Here is a 21,992-nt window from a genome sequence, read left to right as displayed (position 1 = left end):
CCCCTAATTTATGGCCGGATTATGACGCCGCTCTTAATGCGGTCTGACACTTTGATGACAGTGTTCGACGATGGCGGCCAACAGGCGCTGTGTTCCCTCAGACGGTACCTTTGGACCAGGGATCTCCGTCCTCCTTGCGCCGTCCCTTGTTCTTGCGCCGGCCCGGCTTGCCGGGTTCGAAGCGTACTTCCTCCCGTCGGTCCGGGTTCTGGCGGCGATCCTTGCCCGAGCGTCGTTCGATTCCGTTCCACTCCTGTTCTTCATCCGTCATCTTGTGACTCCTTGCGATACTGCGTCCTCAAACAATGCTAGCAGTATAGGGGGATATTGCATTCCTGTAATAGATGTCGGTCAATAGGTGGTTATTCGAGGAAATGCCGGCGTGATCCGTAAAATCATCCATTGCGACTGTGACTGCTTTTATGCTGCCGTCGAGATGCGCGACGACCCGTCCCTGCGCGGTATTCCGCTGGCGGTCGGCGGTCGCGCGGACCGGCGCGGCGTCATCGCCACCTGCAACTACGAAGCCCGGACCTTTGGCGTGCATTCGGCAATGGCGACAGCCCGGGCGCTGAAGCTCTGTCCCGACCTCAAGGTCATTGCCGGCGATATGGAAAAGTATCGTCAGGTTTCGCGCCAGATCATGGCGATCTATCGCGACTACACCGAGCTGATCGAGCCGCTGTCCCTCGACGAGGCCTACCTGGATGTGTCGGGCAGCCGGCACTGCCAGGGCAGTGCCACCCGCATGGCCGAGGAGATCCGCCGCAGGGTGCGCGAGGAGGTCGGTATCTGCGTATCGGCCGGGGTCGCACCGAACCGCTTTCTCGCCAAGATCGCCAGCGACTGGAACAAGCCCGACGGGCTCTGCGTCATTCGCCCGGACCAGGTCGAGTCCTTTGTGCGGGCACTGCCGGTCGAGAAGCTCCACGGCGTCGGTGCCAAGACCGCCGAGCGGCTGCATCGGATGGAGGTCCGCACCTGCGAGGATCTGCGCCGCTGCGGCGCCGAGGTGCTGATCCAGCGTTTCGGTCGCTTCGGTCAGCGCCTCTGGGAGCTGGCCTGGGGCGTGATGAGCGACCGGTGAAAGTCAGCCGCGAACGCAAATCCGTGAGCGTCGAGCACACCTATCCCGAGGACCTGCCGGATCTCGAAGCCTGTCTGCAGCAGCTGCCGGTGCTGCTCGAGGGGCTCGACGGTCGCTACCGGCGTCTGTCGAGGCCCGCCCGCATCTGTGGCGCCGTGGTCAAGGTCAAGTTCGGCGACTTCACCCAGACCACCGCCGAGCAGGCGGTGACCGGACGCGGCGATGCGGGCGCCGAGCAGTCATTGTTCGAGCGTTTGACCCGGGAGGCCTGGGGCGCGGCCAGCGCCCGGTCAGGCTAATGGGTGTCGGTTTCCGGCTGCAGGAGCAGGACGAGGAGGCCGGGGCCGAACAGCTCGTGCTGTTTTGATGGAAGCGGCCCCACGGGGAAGTGCATTGTCGATAATTCCGTAGGAGCCTCGCCCCGAGGCGAACCGGGTTGGCACGGTGGTCGTTCGCACCGGGGAAGTGCCCTTTGGGTACGGCCTCCTACGACAATCCACCCGTCACCCGTCACCCGTCACCCGTCACCCGTCACCCCTTGGCCGTCAGCGCCTCGCCATCGAAACGGATGCCGTCCCAGCCGCTGGCCATGAAGGCGCGTATATTGCCGTGGTCGATGCCATCGGGTGTGTTCAGCACATCGCGGTAGAAGCGGCCGAAGCAGGCGAGGGTGCGGGCCTGGTCCAGGCCGTTGAGTTTGGCGAAGGCGAAGATCTTGCAGCTGCCTTCGTTCTGGCCAGCGTCGTTATGTACCGGGCCGTTGTCGAACGCCGTCGGTTGATAGTCGTAGTTGGCCTGAATGACCGCCATGCTGTCCTCGAAGTCGAGGCTGTCGTCCGTGCCGAGGCGAGAGAGAAAAGCTTGTAGTGACATATAAAAGTATCCAGTACTGTAGGGTGGAATGAGCCTGCGAATTCCACCGGGTGGCGTTCCACCAAGGGTACCAGCAACCGGGAGGCTCAACCAAAACAAACCACGGAGTAATCTGAAAGCACCGGTGGAATTCATGCCTTCGGCACTCATTCGCCAGGCCTTTGGCCTGGATGTCGGAATTCGCAAGCTCATTCCAACCTACGCACGGTCAACCTAATGCTGCAGAATCTGGCTGAGGAACAGCTGCGTTCTTTCGTGCTGCGGGTTGTTGAAGAACTCGTGAGGCTCGTTCTCCTCGACGATCTGGCCGGCGTCCATGAAGATCACCCGGTTGGCGACGGTCTTGGCGAAGCCCATCTCGTGGGTCACGCAGAGCATCGTCATGCCCTCCTGCGCCAGCTCGATCATGACGTCGAGCACCTCCTTGATCATCTCGGGATCGAGGGCCGAGGTCGGCTCGTCGAACAGCATCACGTCCGGATTCATGCACAGGGAGCGGGCAATGGCGACGCGCTGCTGCTGACCGCCGGACAACTGGCCCGGATATTTCTTCGCCTGCTCCGGAATCCGCACCCGCTCGAGGTATTTCATCGCCGTGGCTTCCGCCTGCTTGCGCGACTCCTTCTTCACCCATATCGGCGCCAGAGCGCAGTTCTCCAGCACCGTCAGGTGCGGGAAGAGGTTGAAGTGCTGGAACACCATGCCGACGTTGCGGCGGATCAGCTCGATCTTCTTCAGATCCTCGGTCAGGGTGACGCCGTTGACGATGATGTCGCCCTGCTGGTGCTCCTCGAGGCGGTTGATGCAGCGGATCATCGTTGATTTGCCGGAGCCCGAGGGCCCGCAGATGACGATGCGTTCTCCCTTCTCGACCCTGAGGTTGATATTTTTAAGGACGTGGAACTCGCCGTACCATTTGTTGACACCGCGCATCTCGACGGCCAGGGAGTGTGATTTGGATTGTGGCTCTGCCATCTTGTCGTCTCCGGATAGATCAGGCGCGCTTGCCATGGCCTGTGTGCAGTTTGCGCTCTAGGTGCTGACTGTAGCGGGACATGCCGAAGCAGAAGATCCAGAACATCAGCGCCACGAAGATGTAGCCCTCGGTGGCATAACCGATCCAGTCGGGATCGTTGCTGGCCGCCTGGACAATCGCCAGCAGGTCGAACAGGCCGATGATGACCACCAGGCTGGTGTCCTTGAACAGGGCGATGAAGGTGTTGACGATGCCGGGAATCATCAGTTTCAGCGCCTGCGGCAGGATGATCAGGATCATCTTTTTCCAGTAGCTGAGTCCCAGCGCATCGGCGGCCTCGTACTGGCCGCGGGGAATCGCCTGCAGGCCGCCGCGTACCACCTCGGCCATGTAGGCGGACTGGAACAGGATGATGCCGATCAGGGCCCGCAGCAGCTTGTCGAAGCTGATGTCTTCGGGAAAGAACAGCGGCAGCATGACCGAGGCCATGAACAGCACCGTGATCAGCGGCACGCCGCGCCAGACCTCGATATAGACCACCGACAGGGATTTGACGATCGGCATCTCCGAGCGCCGGCCCAGGGCCAGCAGAATGCCGAACGGCAGCGCCGCGACGATACCGACGACCGCCAGCACCAGAGTCAGGCTGAAGCCGCCCCAGCGATGGGTTTCGACATATTCCAGGCCGAACGAATCGCCGATCAGCAGAAAGTAGGCGATCACCGGATAGACCAGCAGGGTAACGGCCGAGACCCAGCCCTTGAATGGCAGCCGCGGGATCACCAGCCAGGCGATCAGTGCGATCAGCAACACGAAGGCCAGATTCAGGCGCCAGTATTCGTCGGACGGGTAGAAGCCGTAGAGGAACTGCTCCAGGCGGTTGCTGATAAAGACCCAGCAGGCGCCGCCGCTGGTACAGGCCTCGCGGCTGTCGCCGACCCAGTCGGCATCGATCAGGGCCCACTTGACGACAGGTCCCAGCAGATAGACCGCCAGCAAGGCGATGATCAGGGTCGCGGCCGAGCTTATTGGGCCGTGGAACAGGTGCTTGCGCATCCAGCCGATGGCGCCCACGGTGCTGGGTGGTGGCGACAGGGTCGGTTCGATATCGTATTTCATGATTTCGCTCCCCGGGGCTTAACGCTCGACCAGCGCCATGCGCTTGTTGTACCAGTTCATGAACAGCGAGGTCAGCAGACTCAGCGTCAGGTAGACGGCCATCGTCATCGATATCACCTCGATCGCCTGGCCGGTCTGGTTCAGGGTGGTGCCGGCGAAGACCGAAACCAGGTCGGGATAGCCGATGGCGGTCGCCAGCGACGAGTTTTTGGTCAGGTTCAGGTACTGGCTGGTCAACGGCGGAATAATCACCCGCATCGCCTGGGGAATGACGATCAGCCGCAACGTGCGGCCCTTGGGCAGTCCCAGCGCCGAGGCCGCTTCCAGCTGCCCTCCGGGTACGGCGAGGATGCCGCCGCGCACCGTTTCGGCGATAAAGGCCGCGGTGTAGATGGTCAGCGCCAGCCAGAGCGCCACCAGTTCCGGCAGCAGCGTCATGCCGCCGGTGAAGTTGAAGCCGCGCAGCTCGGGGCGATCCAGCGACAGCGGCGTGCCGCTGAGCAGAAAGGCCAGCAGCGGCAGGCCAAGGATCAGGCCGGCACTGGCCCAACCGCTGGGGAATATCAGGCCCGTCCTGTCCTGACGTTTGTGGGCCCAGCGCACGAGCAGGACGCTGGCGACGATGCCCAGTGCCAGGGCGGCGAGCACCAGCCCGAATCCCTCTTCCGGTACCGGACGGGGCACCGAAAAGCCGCGGACATTGAGAAATCCGCCGAACACCTCGATACTCTGGCGAGGTGACGGCAGGGCACGCAGCACCGCGAAATACCAGAAAAAGATCTGCAGCAGCAGCGGTATGTTGCGGAACACCTCGATATAGGCCGACGACAGCTTGGCCACGAGGAAGTTTTCCGACAGCCGCGACACCCCGAGGATGAAGCCCAGGATCGTCGCGGCGACAATGCCGAGTGCCGAGACCAGGATGGTGTTGAGCAGCCCGACCACGAAGGTGCGGCCGTAGCTGTCGGCTGCGGTGTAGTCGATCAGCGAGAGCGGGATGCCAAAGCCCGCTTCCTCGGTGAGAAAGGCGAAGCCGGTGGTGATACCACGGGTTTCGAGGTTGCTGAGCGTATTGCTGACGACGCTGTAGATCAGGAATCCGAGGACGCCGAGGAGCAGCGCCTGGAAAATCAGTGCCCGCTTGCCGGGATCGTTCCAGAAGCGGGTACGGGTATCCTTGCCAGCTTTTGGCTTTTCTGCGGACATGCTGTACTCCCCGGTTGAGGCGCCTGGACGCCTCGAGGAATGGAGCTATCCGGCAGGGCACCGGACAGGTCTTTATGCCGGGCGCCCTCCGGCGCCCGGCCTGGCCTCAGCGCATCGGCGGCGCGTACTGAAAGCCGCCCTGATTCCAGAGTGCGTTGATGCCACGGTCGATCTTCAGCGCGGACCCCATGCCGACGTTTCGCTCGAAGGCCTCGCCATAGTTGCCGACCTGCTTGATGATCTGATAGGACCAGTCATCGGCAATGTCCAGCCCCTTGCCCTTGGGACCATCGATGCCCAGCAGACGCTTGATGTTGGGGTTTTCGCTGGTCTTCATCTCGTCGACGTTGGCCGAGGTGACACCGAGCTCTTCGGCATTGAGCATCGCGAACAGCGACCACTTGACGATGTTGAACCACTGGTCGTCACCCTGGCGCACGACCGGACCCAGCGGCTCCTTCGAGATCACCTCCGGCAGTGCCACGACGGCATCCGGATCGCTCATGCGGGTACGCAGGCCATAAGCCTGGGAGAGGTCGGTCGTAAAGGCATCGCAGCGTCCGGTGTCGAAGCTGCTGGCTGCCTGCTCGTTGGTATCGAACACCACCGGGGTGAAGCTGAGGCTGTTGGCACGGAAGTAGTCCGCCAGGTTCAACTCGGTGGTGGTGCCGGACTGGACACAGACGGTCGCACCGTCGAGTTCCTTGACGCTCTTGAGCCCCAGGTCTTTCTTGACGAGGAAACCCTGGCCGTCGTAATAGGTAACACCCGCGAAGTTGAGTCCCAACTGGGTGTCGCGCGTCTGGGTCCAGGTGGTGACGCGGGACAGCACGTCGATCTCGCCGGACTGCAGCGCGGTGAAGCGCTCCTTGGCCGTCAGCGGAATGTATTTGACCTTGGTGGCATCGCCGAGGACCGCGGCGGCAACCGCCCGGCAGACATCGACGTCGAGGCCCTGCCAGTTGCCCTGCTCATCGGGTACCGAGAAGCCGGGTACACCGTTGGTGACGCCGCATTGCAGCAGGCCCCGCCCCTTGACGGCCTCCAGCGTGCCCTCGGCCATTGCCGTACCGGCAAGGGTCGTGGAGATCAGGGCCGTCGCTGCTAGGGTTCGTTTCATCATTGAGTGATCCTCCTCAGACCTTTACTCTCTGGATCGCCATCCGGTGGCGGGTGCCGCCGGCACTGGCCGATGCTGCTGATTGGACCAGGCAACGCGGTGCCGTTCCCGGCAGCCTTCGCCTGATCAGGCGCTTTGGCCGGCAGCGATTGCGGGCCGCCGGTCTTCAGCCGTTAATGCACCCTGTAACGTAGGTGTTACAGTTTTATGCCTAATCGATCTAAAGATAGTTCAAGGATTGGCTTCATGCACAAGGCCGATGTATCGGAAAGCTCTGTACTATCAAGATGGTGCAGCTTTTGGAGGAAGGCAAATAAAGGAAGGTGACGCGTTACGCGTTACGCGTGACGGGCGTCAAAAGCCGGTGCGGCTCGCTGCGCTCACCGGCACCCTACGGATTCAACGAACGCCGTAGGGTGCTGCTGCGTGAAACGAAGCGCACCGTATGCCGACGGGTTTCATCTATTCCACGGCATCCGGGCGAGCAGCAGGGCCATGCCGCACCAGTTGGTAATGCCGGCAACCATCAGGCCGGCGCCGACAAAGGCGGAGAGGGCGTAGCCCGCCGGGTGGAGCAGGGTTCCCAGCACGACGCCGAGCAGGGCCAGGAAACCGGCGGCAATACGGACCTGGCGTTCCAGCGACAAACCGGACTTCGAGCGTTCGACCACGACATTGTGCTCCTTCAGCGCATTGAGGCCGCCTTCGATCACCACCAGCTGGCAGTTGCGCTGCCGGCTCAGCACCTCGGCCGCCGATTCCGCGCGCTTGCCGCTCTGGCAGAGCAGATAGAGCGGGGCTGTATCGTCGAGTCTTCCAAGCTGTGCGTCGGCACCCGGCAGGTCCTGCAGCGGGATATGCAGGGTGTCGGGCAGGCGTTCGCTGCGGTACTCGGTGCCGCTGCGCACATCGATGATGGTGCAGTTCTGCTGCTGCCTCAGGCTGGCGAATTCCTGGGCGCTGAGACGTTTGACCTGGGCATTCATGTTCAGACAACTCCGGTGCAATGACAAATAAGAAGTTGTCAGTATATTAGAAAATCATAAATTAGCAATAGATGCTTTATGGGCTCGGACGTAGGTTGGCCTGAGCGAAGCGAAGCCCAACAATGGAAGCGAGAGGCGAGAGGCGAGAGGCGAGAGGCGAGAGGCGAGAGCGGCAAGCGGCTTGAAAAACGCCGCGTGCCGCTTGCAGTTTTTGATCGGATTTGCGGCCTGCGGTCGGTGTTGGGCCTCGGCCGGGCTTGCTCCTACAACCCGGCATTTCCGCGGGGCGGCCTCGGACCAATCTACATGAACGCCTCGGACCAACCTGCGGCGGCTGGACCGGGCATCGACAGTACAGACAATCCGCGCTTAGCGCTTAGCGCTTAACGCGTTACTTGATCCGCATGCCCGGCTGTGCGCCTTCGTGGGGTTCCAGGATCCACAGATCCTTGCCACCCGGACCTGCCGCCAGCACCATGCCTTCGGAAACCCCGAATTTCATCTTGCGTGGTGCCAGGTTGGCGACCATCACCGTCAGCTTGCCCTCGAGCTGTTCCGGCGAGTAGGCGGATTTGATGCCGGCGAAAACATTGCGGGTTTCACCGCCCAGGTCCAGGGTCAGGCGCAGCAGCTTGTCGGCCCCCTCGACATGCTCGGCCTTGGCAATTTTCGCGACCCGAAGGTCCACCTTGGCGAAATCGGGGAACTCGATGGTCTCGGCGATCGGCTCGTCATCCAGCGCGCTTTTCACCTCGGCTGGCGTCGCAGAGGCGGCGGCCGCAGCTGCCAGCGAGTGTTTCGAGTCTTCGATCATCTTCTCGATCGCGTCCGGTTCGACGCGCTGCATCAGCGGCTTGAACTTGTCGATGCGGTGGTCGAGCAGCGGCGTTTCGATGGCATCCCAGGCCAGGCTGTCGATATTGAGGAACCGGGCCGCTTCGCCGGCGACCTGTGGCAGTACCGGCGCCAGGTAGCTGATGATGACACGGAAGAGGTTGAGCCCCAGGGTGCAGCTGTCCTGTACCTCCTGCTCGCGACCCGCCTGCTTCGCCAGTACCCAGGGCTCGGCGGCATCGATGTACTGGTTGGCGCGGTCGGCGATATGCATGATTTCACGCATCGCGCGGGCGTATTCGCGTTTCTCGTAGGCGTCGGCGATCATCTCGCCGGCCCTGACAGCGTCGCTGTAGAGTTCCGGTTGTACCAGGCTGGCACCGAGCTGGCCGTCGAATTTCTTGGCGATGAAGCCGGCGCAGCGCGAGGCGATATTGACGACCTTGTTGACCAGGTCCGCATTGACGCGCATGCGGAAGTCGTCGAGGCTGAGGTCGATATCGTCGATGCCGGAACCGAGCTTGGCGGCGAAGTAGTAGCGCAGGTACTCCGGGCGCAGGTGGTCGAGATAGGTTTCGGCCATGATGAAGGTGCCGCGGGATTTCGACATCTTCTGGCCGTTGACGGTCAGGAAGCCGTGACAGAAGACCCCGTTGGGCTTGCGGAACCCGGCGCCCTCGAGCATCGCCGGCCAGAACAGCGTATGGAAGTAGGCGATGTCCTTGCCGATAAAGTGATAGAGCTCGGTATCGGAGGCGGCGTTCCAGTATTCGTCGAAGTCGAGACCCTGCTTGTCGCACCAGTTCTTGAAGCTGGCCATGTAGCCGATCGGCGCATCGAGCCAGACATAGAAGTATTTGCCCGGCGCATCGGGAATCTCGAAGCCCCAGTAGGGGGCGTCACGGGAGATGTCCCACTGCTGCAGGCCTGCGTCGAACCACTCGTTGAGCTTGTGGATCATCTGCTCCTGCACGTGCCTGTCGACCCAGCTGCGCAGGAACTGTTCGAAATCGGCCAGCTTGAAGAAGAAGTGCTCGGACTCTTTCTCGATCGGCTTCGCGCCGGAGACGGCCGAATAGGCATTCTTCAGTTCGGTGGGGCTGTAGGTCGCGCCACAGGCTTCGCAGGAGTCGCCGTACTGGTCGGCGGCGCCGCACTTGGGACATTCGCCCTTGACGAAACGGTCCGGCAGGAACATCTTTTTCTCGGGGTCGAACGCCTGGGTGATGGTGCGGCGGGCGATATGGCCGCCGTCATCGAGGCGCCGGTAGATCAGCGAGGCGAACTCGCGGTTCTCGGGTGAATGGGTCGAGTAGTAGTTGTCGAAACCGACCATGAATCCGGCGAAGTCCCGCTGGTGCTCCTCGCTGACTTTGGCGATCAGCTGCTCCGGGCTGATGCCCATCTGGTCCGCTTTCAGCATGATCGGTGTGCCGTGGGCATCGTCCGCGCAGACATAGGTGCAGTCATGGCCGCGCTGCTTCTGGAAGCGTACCCAGATGTCGGTCTGGATATATTCCACCAGATGGCCGAGGTGAATCGGGCCGTTGGCGTAGGGCAGGGCGCTGGTAACGAGGATCTTCCGCTTGCTGTTGGTCATAATTCGGCTAATGAAACCTGATAGACTGAAGACTAAAGAGGCTGAATTCTACGCCTTTTACGCGGTCTTATGAACCGATGTCCGGCTGACTGCAAGCTTGCCGAGAAGCGAACGTCAAAAATAAGAGGGATTTTATGAGCACGGCATCGAGAGCCTGTCTGCCCTGTCGGATCCTGTTCTGCGATCCCCGGGCCAGTCATCGCGCCATCGCCTATGAAGCCGGGGCGCATGAAGGCTGGGATCTGCTCAACCTCGACGATGAGACACAGGTGCTGTCGCAGCTCAGGCAGTTCGGCTGTCATGTGCTGATCGTCGTCGCACAGCAGCAACCTTACCGCGCCCTGGAACTGCTGCAGCGGGTGATGGAGGAGAAACCCGGGGTGGTGCGTATCCTGGTCAGCGGCTACATGACGCCGGCCAGCTCTGCCCGGGCACTTGAGGTCGCCCACCGCATATTGCCCGATACCGTCAATGGTGCCGAACTGGTCGCCGCCATCGAGTACGCCCTGAAAATCGAGGCGCTGGTGCACAAATCCGCGATCCGCGACTATGTCAGCGGTCTCGGCCGTCTGCCGACGCTGCCGACCGCCTACCGGGCGCTGAACGAGGCCCTCAATTCCGATGTATCGGACGCCAGGATATCGCCCGCATCATCGAACAGGATCCGGCCATTGCCGCCAAGCTGATGCAGCTGGTCAACTCGGCGCTGTTCGGGCTGCGGCGCCAGATCAGTCGGATCGACGAGGCCGTGACCGTTGTCGGGGTCAGGATGATTCGCGACCTGATGCTGGCCACGCATCTGTTCAGCCGCTACCGGCAGCGCGAACAGTGGACTGCATTTTCCTTTGCCAAGCTTCACCAGCGTTCGATGCTGGTGGCGCGTCTGGCGCAGAAAATCGGGGCCGACGCCGGCCTCGACCGCAACCTGCAGGGGCAGGCGTTTCTGGCGGGCCTGTTGCACGATTTCGGTATCGCGGTGCTGGCCAACAAGGACCCGGAAGACTACCAGGCGCTGATGGCGGAATCGGTTTGCCTGTCGCAACCGGTCTATGCGATGGAAAAGATGCGGCTGGGGCTGACCCATGCTGAAGCCGCCGCCTTCATGCTGGGCCTCTGGAACCTGCCGTTCAAAGTGGTCGAGGCGGTGCTGCTGCATCATTTCCCGGGGACCTCGCCGGCCACCGGGTTCGAGCCGCTCAGTGCGGTACATCTGGCTGATGCGCTGTTGCCGCCGCTCGCCAACAGTCTTGGTGCCGATTTCTCCTGCCGCCTCAGTGAATCCTACCTGGAGCGAATCGGTGTGCACACGCAACTGTCCCGCTGGCAGATGATGGCCAATGAGTACCGGCTGCAGCTGCAGCAGCAGGGCAAGCGGTCGGCCTGATTTGGAATTATGAGGAAATAGGGGACAGACCCCTATTTTCCGCTATTTCCCGGAGATTGCCGTAGGGTGCCGGTAAACGGAGTGAACGAACCGCACCGAACCGAACCTTGTCACGCGTCACTGCTGATCCATAAACGATAAACAGTGTCGTTGGCTTTCTTTGCCCCGGCGCCCTTGCCTGATAAAATGCCGCGCTTTTCCCGCCCGGGCAGCCTCTGTTCCGGCACCTCAGAGATCTGCGGATATAACTCAAGATGGCCCTACCCGACGTTGACCCTACACAGTACCAGGCGCTGCTCGCCGAGAAACGCGACCATGTGCGCGAGGCGTTTGCGGCTTTCGATCTTCCGTCCATCGAGGTATTCGAATCCCCGGCCGAGCATTACCGGATGCGGGCCGAGTTCCGGGTCTGGCATGACGGTGATGATCTCGACTATGTGATGTTCGAGCCCGGCAACAAGCACGCACCGGTGCCACTGAGTGAGTGCCGGATGGTGTCTCGCCGCATTCAGGAGGTGATGTTCGCGCTGCTGGATGCCATCCGTCCGGATCCCGCGCTGCGCTTCCGTCTGTTCCAGGTGGACTTCCTCAGCACCCTGTCCGGCGATCTGCTGGTCACGCTGCTGTATCACCGCCCGCTGGACGAGGTTTGGGAAGCCAGGGCCCGCGTCCTCGCCGAACGCTTCGATATCGACATCATCGGCCGTTCGCGCAAGAGCAAGCATGTCCTGTCCCGCGATTTTGTGATCGAACGCCTGGATATCAACGGCCGGGAGTATCGCTACAAGCAGGTGGAAAACTGCTTTACCCAGCCCAATGCCGAAGTCTGCCGTTCGATGATTGGCTGGGCACTGGACGTGACCCGGGACGCCGGCGGGGATCTCGTCGAACTCTATTGCGGCAACGGCAATTTTACGCTGCCGCTGGCGCAGAACTTCCGCCGTGTCGTCGCCACCGAGATCGCCAAGGTGTCGGTGCGTGCAGCGGAGTTCAATATCGCCGAAAACGGCATCGACAATATCGACGTGGTGCGGATGTCGTCGGAGGATTTTTCCCAGGTACTGAAAGGTGAGCGCGAAGCGCGCCGTACCGCCCATCTCGATCTTGCGAGTTGCGATTTCACCACCGTGCTGGTCGACCCGCCCCGTTCGGGTCTTGATCCGAATACGGTTTTACAGGTCAGCGAATATCAGCATATCGTCTATATCTCCTGCAACCCGGAGACCCTGAACGAGAACCTGACGGACCTGACCCGTACCCATCGCATCGAACGCTTCGCGATCTTCGATCAGTTTCCCTACACGCATCATCTGGAATGCGGAGTTTATCTGGTAAAACGGTGACGGATTACGCGTGACGCGTGACGCGTGACGGGAAAAAAGCGCCTGCGCTAGGTAACGCGTAACGCGTCACCTTGACGAAATTAACCGGCACCCGGAGAGCGGACGGTGTCATTGAACGATCCGGCCGCCTGCTTTGCACATCACCTGCGGCCGTTGCCGCCCTTGCCGGGAACCGGTTTTCCCGTGGCCGGCTTCTTGGCGGTTTTCTTGGCGATTTCCGACATCAGGCCGCTGATATCGAGGCCCTGGCTGGCGGCCAGCTGATCGACGCTGGCGTAGAGATTGGTGGGCAGCGGTTTCGGGCGTTGCGGTGCGGGCTGCTCCCGGGCGTCACGTTCCTGCGCTTCCCGCTGCCGGCGGGCTTCCTCTTCGGCGGCTTCCTGTTTCAGCCGTTCGGCCTCGGCCCGCGCTTCGGCTTTCAGACGCTCGGCCTCGGACTGTGCTTCGGCTTTCAGGCGTTCTGCCTCGGCCGCCTGTTTCCGCCGCTCCTCTTCCCTGGCGCGTTCCCGTGCCAGGGCCCGGATTTTCTGCTTGAGTTTTTTCTCGAGATCGAGCAGTTCTTCCATGCTGAAGGACAGCAACCACTCTGTTATTTTGTCGTCGCTCATCAATTACCGGCTTTTAAGGAGGTCGGCGGCCGCAGGCCGGGCCGAATCTCGATGGAGGGAGTTTGGCAAAATTTACAGGTTTTCGGCGCTTGAAATCAAGTCATCAAATGTATCACTATCTTGCGGCTGGGTGGGTGGCAGGGAGGTGTAGTCATGAGCGAGCTTATGAAGGTCCGCGGTTTTCTCGCCTTTGTCGCGGTGGCCTTTATCAATGCCTTTGTCGACCTGGGTCATAAGGTCATCATCCAGAACAGTCTCTTCAAGAGCTACGACGGCAACGAGCAGATCCTGCTGACAGCGATCGTCAATGGCTTGATTCTGCTGCCCTTTATTCTGCTGTTCACCCCCGCCGGCTATGTTTCGGACAAATATCCCAAACATCGGGTGATGCGCATTTCGGCCTGGGCGGCGATTGTCGTGACGCTGATGATCACGGGCTGCTACTACCTCGGCTGGTTTCTGCCGGCCTTTGGCCTGACCTTCGTGCTCGCACTGCAAAGCGCCCTCTACTCGCCGGCGAAGTACGGTTACATCCGCGAGCTGGTGGGAACCGACCAGTTGAGCGAAGGCAATGGCTGGGTGCAGGCGGCCACCATGGTCGCGATCCTGTCCGGAATCCTGGTATTTTCGCTGCTGTTCGAGATGCGCCTGGCGGGAAATGGCGACATGGCGCGGTCCCCGTCGGAGCTGGTGCAGCAGATCGCGCCGCTGGGTTGGTTTCTGGTTGCCGGCGCCTGTCTGGAGACCTGGCTGGCGCACCGGCTGCCGGCCAGAAGCGAGACCGATAGCCGCCTTCGCTTCGACTGGCCGGGTTACCGGCGCGGGTGCATCCTCGCGCGCAATCTCGGCCATATCGTCTCGATCCGTCCGATCTGGCTGTCGATCCTCGGCCTGGCGGCGTTCTGGTCCATCAGCCAGGTGATGCTGGCGGTGTTCCCGGCATTTGCCAAGGCGCAGCTGGGCGAGCTCAATACCTTCGTGATTCAGGGGGCCATGGCACTGGCCGGCGTCGGTATCATGGTCGGGTCCGTGCTGGCCGGCCGGCTGTCGCGCCACCATATCAATGTCGGCCTGATTCCGCTCGGCGCCTGCGGTGTGGCGCTGGGGTTGCTGCTGCTGCCGGGGGCTCCGCACCTAGGCCTGTCGGCACTGCTGTTTCTGCTGATTGGCTTGAGCGGCGCCCTGATGGTGATTCCGCTCAATGCCCTGATCCAGTTCAATGCCGAGCATCACGCCAGCGGACGAGTACTGGCGGGCAATAATTTCATTCAGAACGTCGCTATGCTGGGCTTCCTGGTGCTGACGGTGATCAGCGCCTACCGGGATATTCCCGGTCACTGGCTGCTGTATGGTCTGGCGGCCATCGCGACGGTCGGCGCCCTGGCGGCAATTTTGCTCTTACCGGAGGCACTGATCCGGCTGCTCGTGGCCGCGGTGCTGAGGGGCAAGTATCGCCTGCAGGTGCTGGGCTTCGAGCACCTGCCGGAAGAGGGGCACGGCACCCTGCTGCTGGGCAATCATATCAGCTGGCTCGACTGGGCGATGATCCAGATGGCCTGTCCGCGCCATGTGCATTTCGTCATGGAGCGCAGTATCTACGAACGCTGGTATCTGCGTGGATTTCTTGATCTGTTCGGCGTTATTCCGATCTCGTCGGGCAACAGTCGCGAAGCGCTGCAAAGAGTGGCGCGTTTGCTCGAGGCCGGCAAGGTGGTCTGTCTGTTTCCCGAGGGTACCATCAGTCATACCGGGCAACTGGGCAGCTTCAGACGCGGTTTCGAACGTGCCTGCGCTGCCGTGGCCCGGGGCTCGGGCGCGAAGATCGTGCCCTTTTATCTGCGCGGGCTCTGGGGCAGCCGCTTTTCGCGCTCCGGCAGCCGCCTGCAGGCGCGCCGGCGCATGGGGCTCAAGCGCGATCTGATCGTAGCCTTCGGTGCGCCGATGCCCCTCGACAGCCGGGCTGGGCAGGTCAAGAAGCGGGTGTTCGAACTGTCGATCCATGCCTGGAATCGCTATGCCGACGGTCTCGAGACGGTGCCGCGGGCCTTCGTGCGCACCGCCGGGCAGGCCCCGGCGCACTGGGCCATCGGTGATAGCACCGGGTCGCCGCTGAGCTACCCGTGGCTGCTCTGCGCCTGTGCGCTCCTCAGTCGGCGTTTGCGGCGATTGTCGGGGCGGAATCTGGGGCTGCTGCTGCCGACTTCCAGTGCCGGTGCCATGGCCAATATGGCGGCGCTGATGGCGGGCAAAACGGTGGTGAATCTCGACTTTACTGCCGCGCCGGCCGTTCTGCAAAGCGCAGCCGAGCAGGCCGGCATCGGGACGATCGTCACCGCACGCGCCTTTGTGAAAAGGCTCGAGGGCGGCGGCCCCGGGCTGGCTGCACTGTTGGAGGGGCGCAGGGTCGTTTATCTGGAGGATCTGGAAGCCTCGTCCGGCCGCGTCGGGTCGCTGGCGATGCAGGTGGCGGTGCGGCTGCTGCCGCTGGGGCTGCTGCAGCACTGGCTGTGCCGCCGTCGGGCGATCGGGGATACCGCGGCGATCCTGTTTTCGTCCGGCAGCGACGGGGCGCCGAGGGCGTGATGCTGAGCCACCGAAATCTTATCGCCAATATCCGCCAGATCGGCGATGTGCTGAACGTGCGCGACGATGACTGCTGGATGGCGACGCTGCCACTGTATCAGGCCTTCGGCCTGACGGTGACCTGTCTGATGCCGCTGGTCGAGGGTGTTCCGGTCGTCTGTCATCCGGACCCCGCCGATGCCGTCGGGATCGGCAAGGCGGTGGCGCGCTACCGGGCGACGCTGATGTGCGGCACCTCGACACTCTTGGGTCTCTACAGCGGCCATCCGCGTCTGCATCCGCTGATGTTCGGCCCGCTGCGGCTGGTGGTGACCGGTGCCGGGCGGCTGGATGCTGCGGTGGCGCGGGATTTCGAGTTGCGCTTCCATGTGCCGGTGCTGGAAGGCTATGGCTGCACCGAAACCACCCCGGTGGCGAGCGTCAACCTGCCCGATCATCTGGATACGCGCTGGTGGTCGGTGCAGACCGGCAGCAAGTCCGGTACCGTCGGACTGGCGCTGCCGGGCTCGACATTCCGCATTGTCGATCCCGAGACCCTGGAGGCCTTGCCGAACGGCGAGGCCGGGCGGGTGCTGATCGGCGGTACTCAGATCATGAAGGGTTATCTCAATGACCCTGAACTCAGCGCCCGCGCACTGATCCAGCGCGACGGTCTGCGCTGGTACAAAACCGGCGACAGGGGCTTTCTCGATGACGATGGCTTCCTGACGATTGTCGATCGAGATTGGCGCTCTGACGCAGCCGGCGAGCGGAGGGCGGACCTTGCTGTGGCGACGGAATGTCGGCCTTGAGTGGGCCGGTGTCGTCCCGGTACTGGACGCTGGAGGTGAAAACAGCAATAATTCCCGACCAATTAACTAGGAAATAGGGGACAGACCCCAATTGGGGTCTGTCCCCTATTTCCCTTGTCCTGGATCGAGCAGTTTCAGTACCGGGAGGCGCCGGGTGTTTGAGAAATTATTTGGCCGCCGGCAGGCGACAGGAGCGGAATCAGTCATGCAGCAGTATCGTGAACGCATCGAAGCAGCCCTGAGTCGGTATCGGGATCCCTGGCTGGAAACGGATCTGCGCAGTGCCGGGGTCCTGACGGATGTGCAGGAGGAGGGCGGCGTCTTGAAGGTGGTGCTGACCCTGGGCTATCCCTGTGCCGATATCAGCGCGGGACTTGGCGAAACGCTGGCCCGGTTGATCGGCGACGAAACCGGCACCTCCGTGCAGGTCGAGATTCGCCAGCAGATCCAGCCGCACCGGGCGCAGCGCAATCTGCGCAACCTCGACGGCGTGCGCAATATCGTCGCGGTCGCATCCGGCAAGGGCGGGGTCGGCAAGTCGACCACCACCATCAATCTGGCGCTGGCCATGGCGCACGCCGGTGCCCGCGTCGGGGTGCTCGATGCCGATATTTACGGCCCCAGTCTCGGGCTGATGGTCGGTGTCGCGTCGGGTACCCATCCCGAATCCGACGATGCCAAGTATTTCAAGCCGATCCAGGCCCTGGGGTTGCAGACCATGTCGATGGCCTACCTGATCGACGAGACCACGCCGATGGTCTGGCGCGGTCCGATGGTCAGCGGTGCCCTGCAGCAGCTTCTGACCCAGACCCTCTGGGACGATCTGGATTATCTCTTTATCGACATGCCGCCGGGTACCGGCGACGTTCAGCTGACCCTGTCGCAGAAAGTGCCGGTGACCGGCGCGGTGATCGTCACCACGCCCCAGGACATTGCGCTGCTGGATGCGAAAAAGGGTATCGAGATGTTCCGCAAGGTCGACATACCGGTGCTCGGAGTGGTCGAGAACATGAGCACCCATATCTGCAGCAATTGCGGGCATGAGGAGCCTATTTTCGGTGCCGGCGGCGGTGAGCGCATCGCGGCCCAGTACGATACCGAGCTGCTCGGTTCGCTACCGCTTTCCCTGCAGATCCGCGAGCAGACCGATGCCGGCATGCCGACGGTCGTGGCCGATCCTCAGGGCCCCGCGGCGCAGGCCTATCTCGATATCGCCCGCCGTATCGCCGGCCGGGTGGCGGTGCGCAATGTGGCGCAGGGCCCGGCCTTCCCGAATATCTCGGTCGAGAACGATTAGCAGTCGTTAGCGAACAGCGTCACGTCTCCACCGGCCGTAGGAGCCGGGCCTCCCGGCGAATTGGGATGGCATCGAGCTGGACCTGTTCGCACCGGGGCGGCGCTCCTACGGCGGGTGCCGAAATTTCCGTGGGGCGGCTTTAGCCGCTCCCACAATCAGTTCACTGCCCTACCCAGCGCAGTTGCAAAACGGTAGAATGGCGCGCCATTCAGATATTACGAACTACGGACAACCTATGGGCATCAAATCCGATCGCTGGATTCGCCGCATGGCGCAAGAGTGCGAGATGATCTCGCCGTTCGAGCCGGGCCAGGTACGCCACACGGGCGACGGCGCCATCGTCTCCTACGGTACCTCGAGCTACGGCTACGACGTGCGCTGCGCCGACGAATTCAAGATCTTCACCAACATCAATTCGTCGATCGTCGACCCCAAGGCGTTCGACGAGGGCAGTTTCGTTGATGTGCAGTCCGAAGTCTGTATCATTCCGCCGAACTCCTTTGCTCTGGCCCGTACCGTCGAGTACTTTCGCATTCCGCGAGATGTCCTGACCATCTGCCTGGGCAAGAGCACCTATGCCCGTTGCGGCATTATCGTCAATGTCACGCCGCTCGAGCCGGAATGGGAAGGCCACGTGACGCTCGAGTTTTCCAATACCACCCCGCTGCCCGCGAAGATTTACGCCAACGAAGGCGTTGCCCAGATGCTGTTCCTCGGTGCCGATGAGGTTTGCGAAACCTCGTACCGGGATCGCAAGGGCAAATACCAGGGACAGACCGGGGTCGTGGTACCCCGTACCTGACCCCCGATGCAGCCCAGCCGACAGATTAGATGAAGCCGAATCGAAAACAGATCCACGAGTTCTGGCAGCAGGTCGAACAGACCATCGACCTGCTGCTGCACAGTCAGCAGGAGAGCCACTTCGAGGCCGACGCGCTGTTGAGCCAGTACAACGACATTCTGCGCAAGATCGACCGCAACCTGACGTTCCATTTCGAGCGCGATGAAGACGAGGGGCCGGTGGAGATGATCTTCGGCTGTGACGGCTACCCAGAATCGATCGGCTCGGTGCTGAACCTGGTGGGCGCCGCGCCCCAGCTCAGCGGGATTCAATTCAAGGCCTTCAATCACCGCTACGATCCGGTGCCGAGTCATATCAGCGTCGGTGACGAGTACTGCGAGTTGCGCGATTTCTGGTTCGCGCTGCGTCAGGTCGACGGCAAGCTGCGCCTCGAGGTCTACCTCGAGGATGTGCCGAAGGAGCTGGACCTCGATCCGCGGGTCGAGGCGGTGATGATATTTCTGGATGCGCTGATCGGCGAGTACGAGCTGATGACGCGCATCTGGACCCTCGACTGGCTGGAGCTGCCGAAAGATCCGGGCGACTATGGCCTGCGCCCGCTACGCGAGCTGCGCGACGTTTTCGACCAGGAAAAGCACGGCGTCCATCCGATCGGTATCACCATGCATTGATTTGAAGGGTTACGCGTGGCGGGTTACGCGCAAGCCCGTAGCCTGGAATGAGCCGGAGGCGAATTCCGGGGCTAAACCTTCGAAGCATAGTGGTAACCCGATACCAAGCGTCGGAATTCGGCCCTTCGGGACTCATTCCAACCTACGGACTGTAAACTGCCCGCTGCTCACTCTCCTCAATGCAGCTGCGGCTTGGTTTCGTTGTCGTCCGGCAGGATCAGGTGGCCGGCGCTGTCGCGTGCCAGGGCGCCGCGTTCGGAGGCCAGTTCCAGCAGCTGCTGCAGCAGCATGTGGGTCAGGTGACTGCTGATGATGATGCCGGCGGGGGGATCGCCTTCGAACAGGTCCGGGTCCACCAGGCCGTCCGGTCTCAGTCCCAGCAGCAGGGGATTTTCGGCGACCAGCGGCGCGATGTCCTCGGGTGCGAATACGGCATAATCCGACGAGGTTCGCAGTGCCAGCTGATAGGCATCATGAACTTCGTTTTCCAGCAACCGGGCATATTCCGCCTCTGCAACCTGGAAAAGCTGGGTCAGGCGGCTTGCGCCTGGCTGGCCGGCGTTCTCCAGGGCCTGGGCGGAGCGGCTGTAGTCGACCTGCAGTGGTTTGGGGGACTGTTCGCCCAGTTCATCGTCGTCGACCAGGACGTTGCCCTCTTCGTCGACGTCGAGCCAGTCGTGTTCGACCGCCACCGTCAGCAGTCCGTCGAGCGCGGCGGCCATGATGTTGCAGCAGATGATCGTACCTACCGAGGGGTTGTCGCTCTCGCGGGGTCCTGGATCAGGTCGCCGGCGCGGGCTGCGAGAAGGGTCGGGTCTTCGTCGATAATGCGGGCCAGGGCGTCGGCATCGATATGCAGTTGCTCATGGCAGAGGCGCTCTGCCGTCAGGTACGGCTGCTGATGTTCGCCGTCCTGCATGGCCTGCACGTAGGCGACCCGCACCTTTTCCAGTATTCGGGTCAGCAGATCGCTCATAAGGTTCCTCCGGCTGCCGGGGCCAAGGTTCGAAAAATCGGCTATGGTTTCAATGCAACCTTTCGATTGCCTTCAGTATGCGCTCAAGCGGTCTTGGGCGCGATCATTTCACTGCAGGGGTTCTCGATGATCATGCCTTGGCGCGGACTTGCGCCCGATGACGACGAGGATGGCAGCGTTTACGTGCTGTCTGAAAACTGAGTGTTCCCATGATATCAAAAACCGGCGCCGCTGCGCCGGTTTTTCGCTGGTGACGCGTTACGAGTTACCTGTAGGGTGCTGGTAAGCGAAGCGACCGCCATGGATGGCGGGAAGACCGGCCTTGCAGGAGCAAATGCCGGCGCACCGCCCCGGATGCGACTGGCGGTGCGGTTCACTCCGTTCACCGGCACCCTACGATGTTCCCGTCACCTGTCACCCATTTCCGTTATCTTCTTCCAGCCAGCGATCCAGGGTGGCCAGGTCATCCGGGTTGAGGGTGCCGAGCTGCTGCTTCAGGCTAAACAGATTGGTGATGTAGTCGAGCCGGGCGTTGGCATAGTCGCGCTGGGCGGAGTAGAGGGTGCGCTCGGCGTTGAGCACGTCGACCACGTTGCGGGTGCCGACGTTGAACCCTTCCTGAGTGGCTTCGAGCGCGGTTTCGCTGGAGCGGATGCTCTGGGCGCGCGCCTTGACGCTCTCGACATTGGTTCTGAGGCTGCGCAGCAGCTGCGGGTCTGCTGGGTGACGGCCAGCAGGTTGTCCTGGCGATCCTGCATCGCCTGGTCCAGCAAGGCTTCGGCTTCCCGGCTCTGGGAGCTTGTCAGACCGCCCTGGTACAGCGGCAGATTCAGTGACAGGCCGACAATGCTGGTGTCCCCCGGGTCGGTGACGCCGAGACTGCCGCCGTTGGTGTCGTAACTGGCATTCAGGTCCAGGGTGGGGTAGTGGCCGGCGCGTGCCGACTGGGCGCTGCGGCGCGCCGCTTCGATGCTGCTGTCGGCGATCAGCAGGCCCAGGTTGTTCTGCCAGGCTTTTTCGAGCCAGGGCTCCGGTGCGGCCGGCTGCGGGCTGTCGATGGGATAATCGGCCTTGAGGTGCGTGACGGTGCGAAACGGTTGGCCGGCGAGACGGTCCAGCGCCTCGAAGCTGTTGTCGAGCTCCCCCACTGCCTCGATCCGGCGAACCACCGAGTTGTCGTAGCTGGCCTGGGCTTCCTGTACATCGGTGATGGCGATCAGGCCGACCTCGAACTGGGCATTGACCTGGTCGAGCTGACGCTGAATCGCCCGTTCCTCGGCCTGGGCGCTGTTGAGGTTGTTCATCGCCCGCAACACGTCGAGATAGGCGCTGACCGTGCGCAGTATCAGTGTCTGCTGGGCCTGGTCGAACACCAGGCCCGCCTGTTCGGACAGCGATTCGCCCCGGCGCAGGTTGTACCAGCGCGCCGCGGAGTAGACCGATTGGTTCAGGCTCAGGGTGACGCCTTCGCTGTGAAAACTGCCGGCGTTGTCGGTATCGGTCCAGGTCGAGTCGGCACCCAGCTGCAGGTTGGGCAGCAGCGCCGAGCGGGCCTGCGGCAGGGCTTCTTTGCCTGCGCGCATCGCAGCTTCGGCGGACTTGAGCTGCGGATCGTTGCTCAATGCCAGATCGTAGAGTTCGACAAGGCTGCCGGCCTGGACGGTGCCGGTCGCCAGGCAGATGCCGAGCGCCAGCAGTGTTTTGCGCGGGAGAAGTGGTTTCACACTTGTCGTCCT

General features: G+C 62.2%; 20 protein-coding genes and 2 pseudogenes. 9 read left to right on the top strand and 13 right to left on the bottom strand.

Going from position 1 to position 21,992, the window contains the following annotated elements:
* Positions 1-97 precede the first annotated feature (97 nt).
* Entirely contained in the window at positions 98-271 is a 174-nt protein-coding gene (locus ACFQDL_RS02225) for a hypothetical protein (RefSeq protein ID WP_379907604.1), read from the bottom strand.
* 114 nt (positions 272-385) lie between these two features.
* On the opposite strand from ACFQDL_RS02225, the pseudogene dinB reads away from it, so the two are divergent.
* Positions 386-1,454, top strand: a pseudogene (dinB, locus tag ACFQDL_RS02220) (DNA polymerase IV).
* Positions 1,455-1,618: 164 nt separating this feature from the next.
* Here the strand turns inward: dinB and ACFQDL_RS02215 are convergent.
* From ACFQDL_RS02215 to metG, 7 genes are all read right to left on the bottom strand, one after another.
* Complete coding sequence (locus ACFQDL_RS02215) at positions 1,619-1,960, bottom strand: HopJ type III effector protein (RefSeq protein ID WP_379907603.1); 342 nt, start codon at positions 1,958-1,960, stop codon at positions 1,619-1,621.
* 213 nt (positions 1,961-2,173) lie between these two features.
* Entirely contained in the window at positions 2,174-2,935 is a 762-nt protein-coding gene (locus ACFQDL_RS02210; protein WP_379907602.1) for an amino acid ABC transporter ATP-binding protein, read from the bottom strand.
* 19 nt (positions 2,936-2,954) lie between these two features.
* On the bottom strand, positions 2,955-4,055 hold the full coding sequence (locus tag ACFQDL_RS02205; RefSeq protein ID WP_379907601.1) for an amino acid ABC transporter permease: 1,101 nt from the start codon (positions 4,053-4,055) through the stop codon (positions 2,955-2,957).
* An 18-nt stretch (positions 4,056-4,073) separates the two neighbouring features.
* Positions 4,074-5,261, bottom strand: coding sequence for an amino acid ABC transporter permease (locus ACFQDL_RS02200; RefSeq protein ID WP_379907600.1), 1,188 nt, complete (start codon positions 5,259-5,261; stop codon positions 4,074-4,076).
* A 106-nt stretch (positions 5,262-5,367) separates the two neighbouring features.
* Positions 5,368-6,381 (bottom strand): amino acid ABC transporter substrate-binding protein, encoded by a 1,014-nt coding sequence (locus ACFQDL_RS02195; protein WP_379907599.1) that lies wholly within the window; start codon positions 6,379-6,381, stop codon positions 5,368-5,370.
* A 458-nt stretch (positions 6,382-6,839) separates the two neighbouring features.
* Positions 6,840-7,367, bottom strand: coding sequence for a rhodanese-like domain-containing protein (locus tag ACFQDL_RS02190; RefSeq protein WP_379907598.1), 528 nt, complete (start codon positions 7,365-7,367; stop codon positions 6,840-6,842).
* 391 nt (positions 7,368-7,758) lie between these two features.
* Complete coding sequence (gene metG, locus ACFQDL_RS02185) at positions 7,759-9,801, bottom strand: methionine--tRNA ligase (protein ID WP_379907597.1); 2,043 nt, start codon at positions 9,799-9,801, stop codon at positions 7,759-7,761.
* Positions 9,802-9,935: 134 nt separating this feature from the next.
* On the opposite strand from metG, the gene ACFQDL_RS02180 reads away from it, so the two are divergent.
* The 3 genes from ACFQDL_RS02180 (at position 9,936) to trmA (ending at position 12,528) form a co-directional block, all read left to right on the top strand.
* Positions 9,936-10,487: a response regulator gene (locus ACFQDL_RS02180; protein WP_379907596.1), complete on the top strand. Its 552-nt coding sequence runs from the start codon at positions 9,936-9,938 to the stop codon at positions 10,485-10,487.
* The gene (locus ACFQDL_RS02175; protein ID WP_379907595.1) at positions 10,487-11,185 is read left to right on the top strand and encodes an HDOD domain-containing protein; all 699 of its coding nucleotides are present in this window, start codon (positions 10,487-10,489) and stop codon (positions 11,183-11,185) included. The genes ACFQDL_RS02180 and ACFQDL_RS02175 overlap by 1 nt, the downstream gene beginning before the upstream one ends.
* A gap of 254 nt (positions 11,186-11,439) precedes the next feature.
* Positions 11,440-12,528 carry a tRNA (uridine(54)-C5)-methyltransferase TrmA gene (trmA, locus tag ACFQDL_RS02170; protein ID WP_379907594.1) on the top strand — a complete coding sequence of 363 codons (1,089 nt, stop codon included), beginning with the start codon at positions 11,440-11,442 and terminating at the stop codon, positions 12,526-12,528.
* Positions 12,529-12,668: 140 nt separating this feature from the next.
* Here the strand turns inward: trmA and ACFQDL_RS02165 are convergent, their stop codons facing one another.
* Positions 12,669-13,136, bottom strand: coding sequence for a hypothetical protein (locus ACFQDL_RS02165; RefSeq protein ID WP_379907593.1), 468 nt, complete (start codon positions 13,134-13,136; stop codon positions 12,669-12,671).
* Positions 13,137-13,289: 153 nt separating this feature from the next.
* On the opposite strand from ACFQDL_RS02165, the gene ACFQDL_RS02160 reads away from it, so the two are divergent.
* The 5 genes from ACFQDL_RS02160 (at position 13,290) to ACFQDL_RS02140 (ending at position 19,280) form a co-directional block, all read left to right on the top strand.
* Positions 13,290-15,719 (top strand): MFS transporter, encoded by a 2,430-nt coding sequence (locus ACFQDL_RS02160; RefSeq protein ID WP_379907592.1) that lies wholly within the window; start codon positions 13,290-13,292, stop codon positions 15,717-15,719.
* On the top strand, positions 15,719-16,510 hold the full coding sequence (locus tag ACFQDL_RS02155; protein WP_379907591.1) for an AMP-binding protein: 792 nt from the start codon (positions 15,719-15,721) through the stop codon (positions 16,508-16,510). The genes ACFQDL_RS02160 and ACFQDL_RS02155 overlap by 1 nt, the downstream gene beginning before the upstream one ends.
* A 205-nt stretch (positions 16,511-16,715) precedes the next feature.
* Positions 16,716-17,807 carry an iron-sulfur cluster carrier protein ApbC gene (gene apbC, locus ACFQDL_RS02150; RefSeq protein WP_379907590.1) on the top strand — a complete coding sequence of 364 codons (1,092 nt, stop codon included), beginning with the start codon at positions 16,716-16,718 and terminating at the stop codon, positions 17,805-17,807.
* Between the two features lie 235 nt (positions 17,808-18,042).
* Positions 18,043-18,609: a dCTP deaminase gene (gene dcd, locus ACFQDL_RS02145; protein WP_379907589.1), complete on the top strand. Its 567-nt coding sequence runs from the start codon at positions 18,043-18,045 to the stop codon at positions 18,607-18,609.
* Positions 18,610-18,638: 29 nt separating this feature from the next.
* On the top strand, positions 18,639-19,280 hold the full coding sequence (locus ACFQDL_RS02140; RefSeq protein ID WP_379907588.1) for a hypothetical protein: 642 nt from the start codon (positions 18,639-18,641) through the stop codon (positions 19,278-19,280).
* 176 nt (positions 19,281-19,456) lie between these two features.
* Here the strand turns inward: ACFQDL_RS02140 and ACFQDL_RS02135 are convergent, their stop codons facing one another.
* The 4 genes and pseudogenes from ACFQDL_RS02135 to ACFQDL_RS02125 form a co-directional block, all read right to left on the bottom strand.
* Entirely contained in the window at positions 19,457-20,002 is a 546-nt protein-coding gene (locus ACFQDL_RS02135; protein WP_379907587.1) for a hypothetical protein, read from the bottom strand.
* Positions 20,003-20,025: 23 nt separating this feature from the next.
* Entirely contained in the window at positions 20,026-20,256 is a 231-nt protein-coding gene (locus ACFQDL_RS02130) for a hypothetical protein (protein ID WP_379907586.1), read from the bottom strand.
* Between the two features lie 414 nt (positions 20,257-20,670).
* Complete coding sequence (locus ACFQDL_RS32900) at positions 20,671-20,910, bottom strand: TolC family protein (RefSeq protein ID WP_465264008.1); 240 nt, start codon at positions 20,908-20,910, stop codon at positions 20,671-20,673.
* Between the two features lie 74 nt (positions 20,911-20,984).
* A pseudogene (locus ACFQDL_RS02125) lies at positions 20,985-21,980 on the bottom strand (TolC family outer membrane protein); the annotation flags it as partial.
* Positions 21,981-21,992: the final 12 nt, after the last annotated feature.

The organism is Marinobacterium aestuariivivens (genome assembly GCF_042661465.1).
In the GTDB taxonomy this organism is placed as follows: Bacteria; Pseudomonadota; Gammaproteobacteria; order Pseudomonadales; family Balneatricaceae; genus Marinobacterium_A; species Marinobacterium_A aestuariivivens.
This window is presented reverse-complemented; position numbering and strand designations above follow the sequence as displayed.

Excerpts from the sequence above, each read along its gene's own strand:
- ACFQDL_RS02225 (WP_379907604.1), bottom strand. The coding sequence starts at position 271 with ATGACGGATGAAGAACAGGAGTGGAACGGAATCGAACGACGCTCGGGC.
- ACFQDL_RS02215 (WP_379907603.1), bottom strand. The coding sequence starts at position 1,960 with ATGTCACTACAAGCTTTTCTCTCTCGCCTCGGCACGGACGACAGCCTC.
- ACFQDL_RS02210 (WP_379907602.1), bottom strand. The coding sequence starts at position 2,935 with ATGGCAGAGCCACAATCCAAATCACACTCCCTGGCCGTCGAGATGCGC.
- ACFQDL_RS02205 (WP_379907601.1), bottom strand. The coding sequence starts at position 4,055 with ATGAAATACGATATCGAACCGACCCTGTCGCCACCACCCAGCACCGTG.
- ACFQDL_RS02200 (WP_379907600.1), bottom strand. The coding sequence starts at position 5,261 with ATGTCCGCAGAAAAGCCAAAAGCTGGCAAGGATACCCGTACCCGCTTC.
- ACFQDL_RS02195 (WP_379907599.1), bottom strand. The coding sequence starts at position 6,381 with ATGAAACGAACCCTAGCAGCGACGGCCCTGATCTCCACGACCCTTGCC.
- ACFQDL_RS02190 (WP_379907598.1), bottom strand. The coding sequence starts at position 7,367 with ATGAATGCCCAGGTCAAACGTCTCAGCGCCCAGGAATTCGCCAGCCTG.
- metG (WP_379907597.1), bottom strand. The coding sequence starts at position 9,801 with ATGACCAACAGCAAGCGGAAGATCCTCGTTACCAGCGCCCTGCCCTAC.
- ACFQDL_RS02180 (WP_379907596.1), top strand. The coding sequence starts at position 9,936 with ATGAGCACGGCATCGAGAGCCTGTCTGCCCTGTCGGATCCTGTTCTGC.
- ACFQDL_RS02175 (WP_379907595.1), top strand. The coding sequence starts at position 10,487 with ATGCAGCTGGTCAACTCGGCGCTGTTCGGGCTGCGGCGCCAGATCAGT.
- trmA (WP_379907594.1), top strand. The coding sequence starts at position 11,440 with ATGGCCCTACCCGACGTTGACCCTACACAGTACCAGGCGCTGCTCGCC.
- ACFQDL_RS02165 (WP_379907593.1), bottom strand. The coding sequence starts at position 13,136 with ATGAGCGACGACAAAATAACAGAGTGGTTGCTGTCCTTCAGCATGGAA.
- ACFQDL_RS02160 (WP_379907592.1), top strand. The coding sequence starts at position 13,290 with ATGAGCGAGCTTATGAAGGTCCGCGGTTTTCTCGCCTTTGTCGCGGTG.
- ACFQDL_RS02155 (WP_379907591.1), top strand. The coding sequence starts at position 15,719 with ATGCTGAGCCACCGAAATCTTATCGCCAATATCCGCCAGATCGGCGAT.
- apbC (WP_379907590.1), top strand. The coding sequence starts at position 16,716 with ATGCAGCAGTATCGTGAACGCATCGAAGCAGCCCTGAGTCGGTATCGG.
- dcd (WP_379907589.1), top strand. The coding sequence starts at position 18,043 with ATGGGCATCAAATCCGATCGCTGGATTCGCCGCATGGCGCAAGAGTGC.
- ACFQDL_RS02140 (WP_379907588.1), top strand. The coding sequence starts at position 18,639 with ATGAAGCCGAATCGAAAACAGATCCACGAGTTCTGGCAGCAGGTCGAA.
- ACFQDL_RS02135 (WP_379907587.1), bottom strand. The coding sequence starts at position 20,002 with ATGGCCGCCGCGCTCGACGGACTGCTGACGGTGGCGGTCGAACACGAC.
- ACFQDL_RS02130 (WP_379907586.1), bottom strand. The coding sequence starts at position 20,256 with ATGAGCGATCTGCTGACCCGAATACTGGAAAAGGTGCGGGTCGCCTAC.